This window comes from Phenylobacterium sp. (assembly GCF_036723115.1).
In the GTDB taxonomy this organism is placed as follows: Bacteria; Pseudomonadota; Alphaproteobacteria; order Caulobacterales; family Caulobacteraceae; genus Phenylobacterium.
Genome location: NZ_DAIMHV010000073.1, coordinates 1 through 14,239 on the forward strand (window position 1 = coordinate 1; position 14,239 = coordinate 14,239).

At 68.8% G+C, this 14,239-nt stretch carries 10 protein-coding genes; 6 read left to right on the forward strand and 4 right to left on the reverse strand.

The features are described from left to right. The first annotated feature begins 157 nt into the window (after positions 1–157). On the forward strand, positions 158–1,426 hold the full coding sequence (locus V7D28_RS09110) for a lytic murein transglycosylase (RefSeq protein WP_333587065.1): 1,269 nt from the start codon (positions 158–160) through the stop codon (positions 1,424–1,426). A 33-nt stretch (positions 1,427–1,459) separates the two neighbouring features. Here the strand turns inward: V7D28_RS09110 and V7D28_RS09115 are convergent, their stop codons facing one another. Further along, complete coding sequence (locus V7D28_RS09115; protein ID WP_333587066.1) at positions 1,460–2,785, reverse strand: MFS transporter; 1,326 nt, start codon at positions 2,783–2,785, stop codon at positions 1,460–1,462. A 113-nt stretch (positions 2,786–2,898) separates the two neighbouring features. Between V7D28_RS09115 and motA the strand changes: the two genes are divergently transcribed. The 4 genes from motA to V7D28_RS09135 all read left to right on the forward strand — a co-directional run bounded on the left by motA (position 2,899) and on the right by V7D28_RS09135 (position 6,596). After that, the gene (gene motA, locus V7D28_RS09120) at positions 2,899–3,768 is read left to right on the forward strand and encodes a flagellar motor stator protein MotA (RefSeq protein WP_333587067.1); all 870 of its coding nucleotides are present in this window, start codon (positions 2,899–2,901) and stop codon (positions 3,766–3,768) included. Positions 3,769–3,971: 203 nt separating this feature from the next. Continuing rightward, positions 3,972–4,250, forward strand: a complete 279-nt coding sequence (locus V7D28_RS09125; protein ID WP_333587068.1) for a hypothetical protein — start codon at positions 3,972–3,974, stop codon at positions 4,248–4,250. A 104-nt stretch (positions 4,251–4,354) separates the two neighbouring features. After that, on the forward strand, positions 4,355–6,103 hold the full coding sequence (mnmD, locus tag V7D28_RS09130) for a tRNA (5-methylaminomethyl-2-thiouridine)(34)-methyltransferase MnmD (protein ID WP_333587069.1): 1,749 nt from the start codon (positions 4,355–4,357) through the stop codon (positions 6,101–6,103). Positions 6,104–6,179: 76 nt separating this feature from the next. Continuing rightward, positions 6,180–6,596: a DUF6491 family protein gene (locus V7D28_RS09135; protein WP_333587070.1), complete on the forward strand. Its 417-nt coding sequence runs from the start codon at positions 6,180–6,182 to the stop codon at positions 6,594–6,596. Between the two features lie 109 nt (positions 6,597–6,705). On the opposite strand, the gene V7D28_RS09140 is transcribed toward V7D28_RS09135, so the two are convergent. The 3 genes from V7D28_RS09140 to V7D28_RS09150 all read right to left on the reverse strand — a co-directional run bounded on the left by V7D28_RS09140 (position 6,706) and on the right by V7D28_RS09150 (position 13,022). Next, positions 6,706–9,864 (reverse strand): TonB-dependent receptor domain-containing protein, encoded by a 3,159-nt coding sequence (locus tag V7D28_RS09140; protein WP_333587071.1) that lies wholly within the window; start codon positions 9,862–9,864, stop codon positions 6,706–6,708. Between the two features lie 429 nt (positions 9,865–10,293). Beyond that, entirely contained in the window at positions 10,294–11,187 is an 894-nt protein-coding gene (locus tag V7D28_RS09145) for a copper resistance protein B (RefSeq protein ID WP_333587072.1), read from the reverse strand. After that, entirely contained in the window at positions 11,184–13,022 is a 1,839-nt protein-coding gene (locus tag V7D28_RS09150) for a copper resistance system multicopper oxidase (RefSeq protein ID WP_333587073.1), read from the reverse strand. Before V7D28_RS09150 ends, V7D28_RS09145 begins: the two co-directional genes overlap by 4 nt. 139 nt (positions 13,023–13,161) lie before the next feature. On the opposite strand from V7D28_RS09150, the gene V7D28_RS09155 reads away from it, so the two are divergent. Next, a complete protein-coding gene (locus tag V7D28_RS09155) occupies positions 13,162–14,049 on the forward strand; it encodes a class I SAM-dependent methyltransferase (RefSeq protein WP_333587074.1) in 888 nt (295 codons plus the stop codon). The last annotated feature ends 190 nt before the right edge of the window (positions 14,050–14,239 follow it).

A 14,239-nucleotide genomic window follows, 5' to 3' on the forward strand; every position in this document is an offset into this window, starting at 1 on the left:
GCTGCATCCCCCCCACAGTCGGTCGTCCTTGAGTCCCAGAAGCCCCGGCCCTCCCCCCAGGTCCGGGGCTTCCCCTTTTTCCGGCGTCGCCGGCCAGGATCGCCCGGCTCGCGCAGAGGTGATTGTGGGCCGGGGCCGGCGCGCATAAGGATGTGGCATGGACCGCCGCTCATTCCTCGTCCTGCTCGTCGCCGGCTGCGCTGATCCCACCAGCCCGATGACCCCGCAGATCGCCCTGGCGCCGGGCGTGGGCTCTGGCGCGCGTCCTGTCCTAGACGTGGCGCCCTCCGGCAGCCCGGCCTTCGATTCCTGGCTGCAGGACTTCTATGGCCGCGCCCTGTCTCAGGGCCTGTCGCCGGACCTGCTGCGCCGCGAGCTGGCGGGCCTCACCCCCAACGACCGGGTTTCGGCCCTGGACTCCCGGCAGCCGGAGTTCTCACGGCCGGTGAGCGACTATGTGCGCGGCGTGGTCTCGGACGACCGGGTGACCATCGGCCGACGCAAGCGCGACGGGGTGGCGGGCTTTTCCAGCGTCGAGCAGCGCTTCGGCGTGCCGGCCGACATCCTGACCGCCATCTGGGGGCTGGAGTCCGGCTTCGGCGCCATTCTGGGAGACTTCGACGTCATCCGGTCCATGGCCACCCTGGCCGCTGACGGGCGTCGGCGGCAGTTCGCCGAGGACCAGCTGGTGGCGGCCCTGAAGATCATTGCGTCTGGTGAGTTTCCCCGCGCCCGGCTGGTGGGGTCCTGGGCCGGCGCCATGGGTCAGACGCAGTTCATTCCCACCACCTTCCTGTCCACCGCCATCGACGGCGACGGCGACGGCCGGCGCGACCTGTGGGCCTCGGAGCTGGACGCCCTGTCTTCAGCGGCCAATCTGCTGGCCAAGGCCGGCTGGCGCCGCAACGAGAGCTGGCACCGGGAAGCGATCCTGCCCGAGGGCTTCGACTACAGCCTGACCGAAGGCCCGCGCGAAACACCCCTCTGGTGGGCGGAGCGCGGGGTGCGCGCCGCCGACGGCGCCGGCTTCTCCGCCGCCGACCAGCAGGCCGCGGCCGAGCTGATCATGCCGTCCGGCGCCGCCGGTCCGGCCTTTCTGATCTTCCCGAACCATTTCGCGATCCGGCGCTACAACAACTCCACCGCCTATGCGCTGGGGGTGGGCCTCTTGGCCCAGCGTCTGGCGGGCGGCGGGCGGATGGTGCGTGACTGGCCCCAGGAGACCCCCCTGGCGCTGACCGACCGCACCGACGCTCAACAGGCCCTGGCCAAGCTGGGATTCGACCCGGGCGGGGCCGACGGGATCGTGGGCGTCAACACCCGCCGCGCTTTGCGGGACTACCAGAAGGCCCGGGGCCTGACCGCGGACGGCTATCTGTCGTTGGAGATGGTGCGCCGCCTGCGCTCGGAAGCCGCCGCCCTCTGAGCCGCAGCCTGTCGATCGGCGGGCCCTGCGCCGTTATTGCCCGGACTCGTCGCGCCGCTCCAGGGTCGCCATGGCCGCATCGGCCCGGGTGGCCGGCTGGGGATCGGCGTTGCGCAGCTGGGGATTGCGGAAGGCGTAGACCAGCATGGCCGACATCATCAGGGCGTTCAGGGCGAACGGCGCCCAGGCGATGTGCTGGTAAAGCCAGACGAACAGGGGCGCCAGGACCACATTGACCCCGTTCACCGCGGCGATGGCCCCGGCCACCCTGGCCTGCTCGCCCATGTTCACCGCCAGCGACGAGCCCGCCGTGAAGCCCGGCCGGGCAAAGCCGAAGCCCAGGCTGGAGATGGCGTAGCCCGCCACCACCGCCCAGTAGTTGGGCGACAGCGCCACGATGACATTGCCGAAGGCCGCCACCGCCACCCCCCAGCGCAGCAGCTGGCGGGGCGTCATCTCGAACATGCGGATGATGCCCCACTGGGCCAGGAGGCCGGCCATGGCGCCGAACATCATGGCGATGGCGATGAAGCCCTGGGCCGCCGTCGGCGACATGTCGAGCTTGTCGATGATCAGGAAGCCCAGGGTCTGGCCCTGGGCGGTCTGGCAGACGGCGACGATGAAGCCGTAGATCAGGAAGGGCGTCACCCGCGGGTCGCGCCACATGGGGGTCTCCTTGACCCCCGGATTGGCCTTGCGGGTCGCCGCCTCCGCCATGGCGCGCTCCTTCGAGGCCGCCGCATAGGCGCTCTCGGGCAGGAAGCGATAGACCACGAACAGCATGGCCCCGGCGATCAGGGCGAAGGAGAAGAGCGGCCCGGCCAGACCCACGAAGGGCAGGATGAACAGGGGCGCGAGGAAGGGTCCGATCACCGTCCCCAGACCGAAGGCGCCCGCCAGGCTGGACATGGACTGGGTGCGTTTCTCCGGAGAGGTATGCTCGGCCACATAGGCCTGGGTGGCCGGATTGGACGCCGCCCCGAAGAGGCCGAAGAGGGCGCGGGCGAACAGGAAGAAGACGAAGATCACCATGGGCGTCGCCCAGTGGCGCAGCCCCGCGCTGACCACCAGGCCGCAGCAGAACATGGAGATCATGAAACCCGACAGGCCCACGATCATCATCGGCTTGCGCCCGAACCGGTCCGAGGCCCGGGCCCACATGGGCGATGAGAAAGCCCACAGCAGCGCCGAAAGGGAAAAGACCGCCGCCACAAGGGGATCGGGGATCCCGATGGACCGGCCGATGGCCGGCAGGACGGAGATCAGTCCGGTGTTGCCCATGGCCGTGGCCAGGGAGACCCCGAAGATGATGGCGAAGGAACGCTTCGGCAGGACCAGCGGGGCGGGAGAGGCGGACATGAGAACGCTGTTAATCTGCGCCGACGCGCCGCGCAAACACCAAGCCTGCACACCGGGCATTAAGCATTAAACGGCAAGAGTGCGACCCATCGTCGGGGGGCCTCAGGCGCGTCATGTTTCAGATCATCGGCATCGTTCTGCTGTTCGCCATGGTGTTCGGCAGCTACATCATCGCCGGCGGCAAGATGGGGATCATCCTCCATTCGCTGCCCTATGAAATGATGGCGATCGCCGGCGCCGCCGTGGCGGCCTTCCTGATTTCCAACTCCATGGGGGTGATCAAGGGCGTGGCCGCGGGCTTCGGCAAGGCCTTCGCCGGACCCAAGTGGAAGTCGTCGGACTATCGCGACCTCCTGTCCCTGCTGTTCCTGCTGACCAAGACGATGAAGTCCAAGGGCGTCATCGCCCTGGAGAGCCACATCGAGAACCCTGCTGAGAGCACGATCTTTTCGCGCTATCCGAAGATCACCAAGGACCACTTCGCCGTGGACTTCATCTGCGACACCCTGCGGATGATGACCATGAACCTGGAGGATCCCCACCAGGTCGAAGACGCCATGGAAAAGCAGCTGGAGAAGCACCACCATGAGGCGCTCGCCCCGGCCCACGCCCTGCAGAACATGGCCGACGGCCTGCCCGCCCTGGGCATCGTCGCCGCCGTTCTGGGGGTGATCAAGACCATGGGGTCCATCACCGAGCCGCCGGAAGTGCTGGGCGGCATGATCGGCGGCGCCCTGGTGGGCACCTTCCTGGGGGTGTTCCTGGCCTACGGCCTGGTGGGACCCATCGCCGCACGGCTCAACGCCGTGGTGGAGGAGGAAGCCTCCTTCTACAAGATCATCCAGTCGGTGCTCGTGGCGCACCTGCACGGCAACGCCGCCCAGATCTCCGTGGAGATCGGCCGCGGCAATGTGCCCAGCGATTCCCAGCCGAGCTTCCTGGAACTGGAAGAGGCCCTGTCGGCCATCCCCAACGAGGCCTGACGGCCTCCGTGACGCCGCCGCCGAGGGGCCGGCGTAGGCGGGGCGAAAAATGTGATCACGGCGACGTGATTTCCCCCTTGTGCCCCACCCCCACACCGGCATATTCCTGACCTTGCGCAGCGATGCTGAAGCTTGTGAGTCCTCCGCGACCTCAGGCTCGGCTCGCCAAGTGCATTGCAACCTCCTTTTTGGGGACCAGGGACATGACCTCCGAGATCCTTCGCAAGCTGCTCGTCGCCGGCGCCGCCGTCGCCGCTCTCTCCGTCGCCGCCTGCGGCCAACCGGCCGAAACCGCTGCTGACGAAGCCGCCGCTGAAGCCACCACCGAAGCCGCCACCGCCGAAGCCGCCGCCGACACGGCCGCTGACGCCGCCACCGACGCCGCGGCCGCTGCCGACCCCGCCGCTGACGCCGCTGGCGACGCCGCCGCGGCTTCGACCGAAGCCATGGCGCCCGCCGCCGAAGCTCCGGCTGCTCAATAAGCCATTCGCGGACGCTTCGGCGTTCTCGGTGAAGGGCCGTCCCTCGGGGCGGCCCTTTTGCTTTGTCCCTTGCCAGGATGGGACCCCTGGCGGAAAGCAGGGCCATGGAGCCCTCCGCCGCCCCGCCGCTGATCCTGGATGATCTGGGCCAGCCCCGGTCCAGCCTCTATGGCGACATCTACTTCTCCACCGTGGACGGGCTGGCGGAAAGTCGGGCCGTATTCCTGGACGGCTGCGACCTGCCCGACGCCTGGGCGGGTCGGCGACAGTTCGTGGTGGGGGAGCTGGGCTTCGGCACCGGCCTCAACATCATCGCCCTGCTCGACCTCTGGCGGCGCGCCGGACCGGCCGACGGGCGTCTGCATATCTTCAGCGTCGAGGGTCATCCCATCGACCGGGCGACGGCGGCGGCTGTCCTGGCCGCATGGCCCGAGGTCGCCGACCTCGCCAAGCCCCTCCTCGCGGCCTGGCCGAGCCTGGCCCGGGGCTTTCACCGGATCGACCTGCCGCAGTATCGCGTCACCCTGGACCTGGCCTATCTGGAGGTGGCCGCCGCCCTGCAAGCCTGGACCGGCGCGGCCGACGCCTGGTTCCTCGACGGGTTTTCCCCCGCCTTGAATCCGCAGATGTGGCGAACCGACGTGCTCGATCTGGTCGCCGCCCGGTCGCGGCCCGACGCGCGGTTGGCCACCTTCACCGTGGCCGGAGCGGTCCGTCGCGGCCTTCAGGGGGCGGGTTTCACCGTGGAGAAGCGCCCGGGCTTCGGGCGCAAGCGGCAGCGTCTGGTCGGCTGGCGCGACGGCGCCGCCGAGGAGGCCAGGCCCGAGGCCGCTCCGCCGCCGCCGCGGGTGGCGGTGATCGGGGCTGGAATCGCCGGCGCCTCGATCGTCCGGGCCCTGGAAGCTCTGGGCGTCACGCCAAGCCTCTATGAGTCCAGGACGCCGGGGGCGGGAGCCTCGGGCAATCCGGCGGCCCTGGTGACGCCAAGACTGGACGCGGGCCTCGGTCCCGTGGCGGAGTTGTTCGCCCAGGCCCTGCGGCGGGCGAGCGACTTCTATCGCCGCGTCCCCGGCGCGGTTCTGGAAGACGGCGTGCTCCAGCTGGCGACCAGGCCTCGCGACGGCGCCCGGTTCGCCAAGATCGCCGGAAGCGATCTGTTTCCAGCCGGGGAGATGCAGGTCACCGACGCCCTGGGGCGCGACGCCCTTCAACAAGGCGGCGCCTTTGTCATCCGGCCACGGACGGTTCTTCAAGCCTGGACGCCCGCGGCCCCGCACGGTCGCGTGGACCGCCTGGACGCCGGAAGATCGGGCTGGACCCTGTGGCGCGGCGGCCAGGCGTTGGAAGAGGTCGACCATGTGGTGATCTGCGCCGGCGCCGCGGCGGCGGCTCTGGCCGCCCTGCCCCTGCAGCCGGTGCGTGGGCAGATCTCCATCGCGCCGGAGGCCGGCGGGGTTCAGGCCATGGCCTGGGGTGGCTACATGCTCGCCGCGCCCGAAGGGCTGGTGTTCGGCGCCACCCATGACCGGGACGATGCGGGCGACGACATGCGGCCGGACGACCATGGTCGGAACCTGCAGACCCTGGCCGCCGTGGCGCCGGAACTGGCCGCCACGCTCGAGCCTGGACAGCTGGGCGGTCGCGCCGCCGTGCGCGCCGTGACCCCTGACCGTCTTCCCCTGGCGGGCCAGGTTGCGCCGGGCCTGCATGTACTGGGCGGCCTGGGTTCGAGGGGCTTCTGCCTAGCGCCCCTGCTGGCCGAGCATGTGGCGGCCCAGATCCTAGGCGCCCCCACCCCGTTGCCGGCCTCCCTGTCCCGTCTGGTGGACCCCTCGCGCTTCCGGGCGCCCTGAGCCAGGCCGCCCGCCGGAATTACGCCGTTTTCCAGGCGGAGGCTTTCCCATGGTCCATACCTCCTGGAGACCGGACATGACCTCCCTCAGCCCTTCACCGCCCTGGAAGCCCGCCGCGGCGCTTTTCGCCCTGGCGCTCGGCGCCTGCGCACCGGCCCTGGAGGCGGCCGAACACGCAGAACGCGACAGTGCCGGACGCGCCTGCTTCTTCACCCGCAATGTGAGCGGGTTCAGCGCACCCGACGACCAGACCCTCTATCTGCGCGTCGGCGTGCGCGACATCTATGAGATGCAGATGTTCGCCCCCTGCCCGGAGATGGACTGGGCTCAGAGCCTGGCCATCCAGTCCAGGGGCGGCTCCACCATCTGTCAGGGGATGGACGCCACCATCATCGCGCCGGGGACCCTTGGGCCGCAGCGCTGCCAGGTGCGGGCGGTCCGCCGGCTGACCGAGGCCGAAGCCGCCGCCTTGCCGCCCGGCCGGCGCCCCTGAAGCCCAGGGTCGTCCGCCCAAAGAAAGAGCGGCGCCGCCCAGGGGGCGACGCCGCGTCCAGTCTGGCTGTCGGCCCCCTGAACGGGGCCGGTCGCCTTAAGTTGCGCTTTTAGAAGCGCTTTCTGGCGCTCACCGCGATGACGCGGCCGAGCGGGTTACCGCTACCGAAGTCGTAATTGTACTGGGTGCCGATGGCGAAGGGCGGCTCCTCATCGAAGAGGTTCTGCACCGTCACCGACAGCGAGGACTCCCAGGGCAGTTCGACGCGATAGGTCAGGTCATGCTGCCAGTATTCCGGGATCTTCGAGGCTTCCGGCTTGCCCACATTGCGGGCGATGGTGTTCGGCGTCGCTTCCGAGTGGGTGGTGGAAGAGACGTGGCGCACCTGCCAGCGGAAGTTGTGGATGCCCAGGGCGTAGTTCAGATAGGCGTTGGCCCGGAGCTTGTTGTAGCCGGTGAAGATCGAGGCCCGGTAGGTGCCGGCCCGGTCGACCGTGCCGGCGGAGGTGTTGAAGCCCTCCACCGCATACGGGTCTTCCTCGTACTTCAACAGATAGGTGCCGTCGAAGCCGCCGCTGAGGTCGCCGCCGAAGATTTCGGCGATGTCCACATTGGCCTGGAAGTCCACGCCCGAGGTCCGGATGCTGCCGCCATTAATGTACTGGGTGCGGTAGGCCAGGATATCCGTCCGCGCGCAGCTGCCCGGAACGAAGGTGAAGCGGGCTTCCAAGGCGTCATAGGCCGGGTTGGCGCACAGACCCGTCGCCGCCCCGCCGGGGAAGAACAGGTTCAGCAGGTCAGCCGTGGCCTCGGCCGTCATCGGATTGTCGAAGTCGAAGTTCCAGTAGTCGATCGTGGCGTTGATCCGGTCGAAGTTGAAGATGGCGCCCACCGAATAGGTGAAGGCTTCTTCAGGCTCGATGTTCGGATTGCCGTAGAGGTCGTTGGCCCGATAGGTGCCCGACGCATTGGTCAGACCACGGGCGAAGGTGTCGTTGACGATCGTCGCCTGAGGCGCGCGATAGGTGGTGCCCACCGCCCCGCGCAGGGCGAACCAGTCGGTGGCCTGCCAGCGGACATTGGCCTTCGGATTGAACGTCTCGCCCACGCCCTCATACTTTTCGTACCGGCCCGCCAGGGTCAGTTCGAGATTGTCGAGGATCGGCAGCCGCACCTCGGCGAAGCCGGAATAGATTTTCCGGTTCACGTCATAGGGACGGATGTTGGCGTTGAACAGGAACGGGCCGTTGGCGGTGGTGGGGCAGAAGGGCGCCCCGTCGCCGAAGGGCGGCGAGTCCACGCACGGCGTCGCGTTGGCGTCATAGAGACGGTCCGGGTCACGGATGTCCCGGTCGTAGCGGTACTGGACGCCAGCGGCCCAGGCCACTTGCTCGGAGCCCCACAGATTCCAGCCGGTTTCGCCGCTGAAGATCAGGTCGGCGACGAACAGACGGCTCTGGTCGTGGTTGTACTGCTCTTCCTCCATCCAGTTGACCACGTCGGCGCGGTTGGCGGCCGCGTCGTTGAATCCGGGGATGGGGCTGGACGAGATGTAATAAGGGTTGGCGCCGACGCGGGCCGTGCTGTCGGCGATCGCATTGGCGAAGGGGTTGAAATAGTAGCAACCCAGCGCCGCATTGCCGGCGTTGGTGGTGAAGTTGGCCGTTTCCGCCGCGGTGCACTGATCGGTGGCCCCGGCCCGGCTGCCATAGCCGCGCAGGGCGAGCTGCAGGCGGTTCACCGAGATGTCCTGCAGATTATACTCGTAATCGATCTGCTGGTAGGTCAGCGAGGAGTCAAAGCGCAGCCAGTCATTGATCCGGCCGTTGAAGCCGCCCACCACCCGGAAGGTCTGGGTCTGGTAGGTGTAGTGGCTGTGGCGGTCGTCGGTGTACGGGTTGCCGGCGAAGCCCACCGGACGCCAGCTGGTGGCGCTGGTGGCCACGCCGTTGGCCGCCGCCGAAACCGCGCCGGCCCGAGCCAGAGCCAGGCCGGTGGCGCAGCTGGCCGCATCGATGCCGTAGGGCAGGGTGCTGCCGGTGCAGGTGGCCGCATTGATCTGACCGAGCAGGGCCTGAAGGCCCGGGTTGCTGGCCGGGATGTAGAAGCGCGACTGTTCCGACGTGCCCGTAGCCGGGATCGGCGAGACGCCGCCGCCCGGCGAGCCGCCGGAGGGCAGGATCGGGGCGGGCGACTGGTTGGGACCGGTCATGGCCCAGCTTTGCAGCGGGGTCTCGTTATTGGCGTAGAGCGCCTCGGCCCGGAACCGGATGTCGTCGGTGACGTCGAACAGGAACTGGCCATAGACCTTATACTGACGCTCGTTCTCCACGAGGTTGTCGAAGGTCGAATACTGGAAGTTGCAGGCTGTCGGGCTGACGATGGCCGAACCGATCACATAGGGCGCGCCGCCATTGGCCGCGCAGCCGATGTCCGGCAGGCCGCCCGTGAACGAGGCCGAGGAGAAGCCGGTATTGGGACTGCCCACGGGAGCCACGGCGGCCACTTGATACTGGCCGGGGTTGCCGGTGCCGGCCCAGCCGCCCAGCGGGTTTTCCAGATAGCCCTGCGGACCCGTGCGGATCGCCCAGTCGCGCTCGAAGATCGAGAGCTCGGACCGCTCGCGATAGTCGCCGGTGATCATCAGGTTGGAGCGGTCGCCCTGCCAGCCCCAGATGGCGCCCAGTTCGAAGTCGCCGTCGGAGCCCTGGATGGCCTGGTACTGACCGCTGAGCTCAAGACCGTTGAAGCTATTGCGGGTGATGAAGTTCACCACGCCGGCGATGGCGTCCGAGCCATAGGTGGCGGCCGCGCCGTCTTTCAGCACCTCAACCCGGGCGATGGCCGAGCTGGGCAGCATGTTGACGTCGACGCTGCCCAGGGCGCGCGTGGTGGAGCCCACCCGGCGGCCGTTGAACAGAACGAGCGTCCGGGGGCCCGTGACCGTGGAGTTCAGGTTCCGCAGGTTGATCGTCGCCGCGCCGTTGCCGGCGCCAAAGCGGTTGTTCTCACCGATCACCGCGCCGGAGGACGGAATGGTCTTGATCAGCTGAACCATGGACGGAGAGCCGCGACGCTCCAGTTCCTGGGTGCCGATGACGTCCACCGGCAGGGCGGCGTCTTCCGGCGTGCCGGCGATGAACGAGCCGGTGACCACGACCTCTTCGACCATGGTGGCCTGAGACTGGGCGGCGGCCGGCAGGGCGGCCCCCATGGCCAGGGCGACGGCCAGCGCCGAGCCGCCATAGAAATATCTATTTTTCAACATCGGTTTCCTTCCCCCTCTGGAGTCGATCCCCTTCTGGCGTGGGGATTTTGACCCATGAGCAAAAATGATCATCGGGCGCCCTTTTCCGGAACGCCAGATTTTTTTCAACCCTGCGACATAACCAGACTATCTGACGTCGACGCAAGGATTCTTGCTCAAGCCCTTATCCGCTAAGGGCTGGCTGACATACCGGGACATGGATTCCGAGCCTCGGGAAACCTGGGTCGACCGGGAGTTTTCCCTTTCGTCACGAGGGTTTACCCCACGTCAGGGCGCAACACGCTGGCCTTCGGCTGTCGCGGCCGGCAAGTTTTTGACGTCGTTGATTTTTTTATTCTTGCGGCTGACCGAGCCGCCGAACTTGTCGAAATTGTGTTCGAGTGTCGCCGTCGCGCCACGCTGACGGCTCGGTCAGAGCACTAGGAAAGGCTAGAACCAGGTGCGGACGCCGAGGAGCAGACGGGTCTCCTGGGTCTCCTCGCCCTGGCTGCGGCGGAACTTTGCGGTGTCGCCCGCCGCTCCACTCCAGGACACGCCCACATAGGGCGCAAATTCGCGAGCCAGTTCGTAGCGCAGGCGCATTCCAGCCGACCATGTGGCCAGACCCGCTCCCAGTCCCTGAGTCGGCGCGTCCTCGGCGGCCAGGGTCACCTCCAGGCGGGGCTGCAGAATCAGCCGCTGGGTGAGTCGCTGGTCGTATTCGGCCTCAGCCTTGGCGGTCAGCTCGCCGTCCGTCGACAGGAAGAGGGCGCCGTCCACCTCCCACCAGTGCGGGGCGAGGCCGTGCGCGCCCAGCACCAGATGGCCAGGATCGGCGCCATGGCGGTTCACATCCTGCCGGACCCCGGCCTGCAGGTTCCAGAAGGGCGAGACGGCGCGGCTGTAGAGCAATTGCGCCTGGGCCGCCTCGAGACGGCCGCCGGCGGCCCCCTCGCCCTCCAGCTTGAGCCAAAGGCGGTTGATGTCCCCGCCGCGCCAGGCCTGGGCTTCGAACGCCAGCTCGGTTTCCCCCTCGCCGAAGGCCGCCTCCAGGCGGTCGATGAACACCGCCCCCAGGCGGATGTCGCCGTTCTCCGCCCGCAGCTGGGCGCGGGCCCGGGCCATACGGGCGGGATCAAAATAGAGGTCGGCGGCATGGTCCACCTCCCCCTGCGGCGGAGGGGCGGGCGGCGGCTGCGCAGGCGCCGCCGCAGGGGCCGCAGCCCCTCCGTGATGGCCATGATGGCCATGATGGCCGGCATGCGGATCGGACTGAGCCTGGGCGCCGAACGCCCCCAAGCTCATAGTGACGGCCAGACCCGTCCGGGCGAGCAGCCGCCTCATGCCTGGGCTCCATCCAGCGGGCGGACCGTGACCACGTTGAACATGCCGGCGTGCATGTGCATCAGCATGTGGCAGTGAAAGGCCCAGTCCCCGGGCGCATCAGCGGTGAGATCCAGCGCCACCCGCGCGCCCGGCGCCACATTGACCGTGTGCTTCTGCGGCTGACGGCCGCGCGGCGCGCCGTTCACCAGCTCGAAAAAGTGTCCGTGCAGATGGATGGGATGGGCCATCATGGTGTTGTTCACCAGCACCAGCCGCACGCGCTCGTCGCGGGCCAGGGCGATGGGCTCGATGATCTCGCTGAACTTCCGCCCGTCGAATCCCCACATGAACCGTTCCATATTGCCGGTCAGGTGAATCTCCAGGGTCCGGCCCGGGGGTCGCGGGTCCTTGCCGGGGTTCAGGGCGATCAGCTGGGCATAGGTCAGAACCCGATGCGGCGCCTGTTCCAGGCCCATGGGGCGATCGGCGAACCGGTCGGCCGGGGCCGGCGCGATCATGTCGACCCCCACCCCCACCGCCATGCCCGGCGGGGCCAGGGATTTGTCGCGCATCTCATGGGCGCCGTGGCCGGCGTGGTCGAAAGGGCCTGAGCCCCCGTGGCCCATGGCGGCATGATCCATCGTCCCATGTCCGCCGCCGCCATGCCCGGTCGTCCCATGTCCCGACGAACCGTGCCCCATGGCCGCGTGGTCGACTTGGCCGTGGCTGGCGTGATCCATGCCGGCCGCGCCGCCCATGCCCCCGCCCATCCCCATGTCGCGCAGGGTCAGGGTCGGAACCTCCCGCAGGGGCGGAACCTCCGCCGTCATGCCCGGGCGCGGCGAGAGCACCGCCACCGCAAGGCCCGAGCGGTCCACCGACTCAGCCACCAGCGCATAGGCCCGGTCGTCCGGCGGCGTGATCACCACGTCATAGGTCTCGGCCACCGAGATCTGGAACTCATCGGTCTCCACCGGACGGACGTCGACTCCATCGGCCTGGACCACCTGCAGGGGCAGGCCCGGAATGCGGACGTTGAAGATCGACATGGCCGAGGCGTTGATGATGCGCAGCCGCACGCGCTCGCCCGGCGCGAACCGTCCCGACCAGGGCGCCTGGGGCCCCGCGCCGTTCACCAGATAGGTGTAGGTGGTCCCGTTCACATCGGCGATGTCGCGGGGGTCCATGCGCATGGCGCCCCACATGCGACGCTCCGCGACGGACATGCCGTCGTCCCCCGAGAGCAGCCCCCCAAGCGTGGTCCGCGAGCGGTTGAAATAGCCGGGGCTCTTCTTCAGCCGGCTCAGGATCTCGTGGGGATGAAGGAAGCTCCAGTCCGACAGCACCAGCACGTGCTCCCGGTCATAGGCCACCGGATCGGCGCCGGCTGGGTCGATCACCAGGGGCCCGAAACAGCCCATGGCCTCCTGCATGTTGGAATGGCTGTGGTACCAGTAGGTGCCGGCCTGGATCACGGGAAACCGGTAATGGAAGGTTTCTCCCGGGGCGATGCCCGGAAAGCTGATCCCGGGCACGCCATCCATCTGAAACGGCACCAGCAGGCCGTGCCAATGGATGGAGGTGTCCTCCGCAAGGTCATTGGTCACCGACAGGCGGACCTGCTGGCCTTCTTTCAGCCGGATCAGAGGGGCCGGCATCGTGCCGTTCACCGTCACCGCATGGCCCGTGCGCGACCCCAGGCGGAACGGACTGTGGCCCACCCTCAGATCGATCTGCTCGCCCGTGAGCGCCTGGCCCTCAGCCAGGGAGGCCGCCCCCGCCCAGGCCGGTCGCAGGGCGGCCAGCCCCAGGGCTGCGCCGGCGGACAACAGGGTGCGTCTGCGCCATTCCAAACCGTGTGCTCCTGCGCTGGATATGCCCCCACGGGGTATAACCTCACCCGGTGGGTCCGGACAACCGCGCCCGACGTCGCCTGGGTCCACGGCTTTGCGTCCCGCAAGCTCCTGTGCCATGAGGCGTCAGGGAGAGAACATGACGCCGTCCGCCCAGATGCCCGAGACCTGCCCGGTGTGCGGCGCAGCGTCAGTCCGCCCCTACCGGCACGCCTGGCTGACCCGCTGCGGGAACTGCGGCGTGCTGGCGGCCGATTTCCCGAGGAACATTCCAGACCAGCCCGGCGACGGCGGACTGGACGAGGATCTGCGCGCCGAGGGGCTGGCCTCCCTGCGCCTGAAGAATAACGCCGCCCTGCTGGCGACCCTGGCCGGCCTGCTCGGCGAGGGCCGCCATCGCCTTCTGGACGTGGGCTGCGGGCCGGGCTTCCTGCTGTCCCAGGCCGCGGAGCTGGGCTTCGAGGCTCAAGGGGTGGAGCCCGACGCCAACGTCCTGGCCGCCGCCCGAGGCCGCGGCGTGCCGGTGCGCCAGGGCTATTTCCCGGTCGCCCTGGCGCGGGATGAGACCTTCGACGCCATCGTCTTCAATGACGTGCTGGAGCACATTCCCGACGTCAGAGCGGCCATCGCCGCGGCCAGCGCGCACCTGCGTCCGGGCGGCGTCCTCTGCCTCAACTGCCCCGATCGCCGGGGCCTCTTCTTCCGGATCGCCGCGCTCATGGACCGGGCCGGCCTCAGCGGCCCCTATGACCGGCTGTGGCAGCGGGGCCTGCCCTCGCCGCATCTGTGGTACTTCACCCCGGCCAATCTGCGCCAGGCGACCGCGCCCTTCGGCCTGACGCCGGCCCGCGATCTTCGCCTGGCGACGGCGGAGCTCAAGGGCCTGTGGAGCCGGATCCGCATGGTGCGCGAAACGCCCCTGCCCATGGCGCTCGCCACCTGGGCCTTCACGGCCGCCACCTACCCCTTCGCCCAGGCCCTGCCCAGCGACGCGGTGGCCTGCTTTTTCCGGAAGGGGGAGAGCTGAGCGCCTGGGCCTCAAGACGACGCCCATCTCAGATCCCATCGGCGAAGGCTCCCCGCGCGTCAAAGCCTGGCGGCCGACCAATCCGTTGCGAGAATGGCGTAGAGGTAGGTGTCGCGCCAGGCGCCCTTCACCCGACGGTCCTGACGAAGCAGGCCTTCGCGGCGCATGCCGATCTTTTCCATCACCCGCC

Bases quoted from the DNA above. Each gene is read 5' to 3' on its own strand.
- mnmD (WP_333587069.1), top strand. From the start codon at position 4,355: ATGGAGCCCTCCGCCGCCCCGCCGCTGATCCTGGATGATCTGGGCCAG.
- V7D28_RS09115 (WP_333587066.1), bottom strand. From the start codon at position 2,785: ATGTCCGCCTCTCCCGCCCCGCTGGTCCTGCCGAAGCGTTCCTTCGCC.
- V7D28_RS09145 (WP_333587072.1), bottom strand. From the start codon at position 11,187: ATGAGGCGGCTGCTCGCCCGGACGGGTCTGGCCGTCACTATGAGCTTG.
- motA (WP_333587067.1), top strand. From the start codon at position 2,899: ATGTTTCAGATCATCGGCATCGTTCTGCTGTTCGCCATGGTGTTCGGC.
- V7D28_RS09110 (WP_333587065.1), top strand. From the start codon at position 158: ATGGACCGCCGCTCATTCCTCGTCCTGCTCGTCGCCGGCTGCGCTGAT.
- V7D28_RS09135 (WP_333587070.1), top strand. From the start codon at position 6,180: ATGACCTCCCTCAGCCCTTCACCGCCCTGGAAGCCCGCCGCGGCGCTT.
- V7D28_RS09140 (WP_333587071.1), bottom strand. From the start codon at position 9,864: ATGTTGAAAAATAGATATTTCTATGGCGGCTCGGCGCTGGCCGTCGCC.
- V7D28_RS09155 (WP_333587074.1), top strand. From the start codon at position 13,162: ATGACGCCGTCCGCCCAGATGCCCGAGACCTGCCCGGTGTGCGGCGCA.
- V7D28_RS09125 (WP_333587068.1), top strand. From the start codon at position 3,972: ATGACCTCCGAGATCCTTCGCAAGCTGCTCGTCGCCGGCGCCGCCGTC.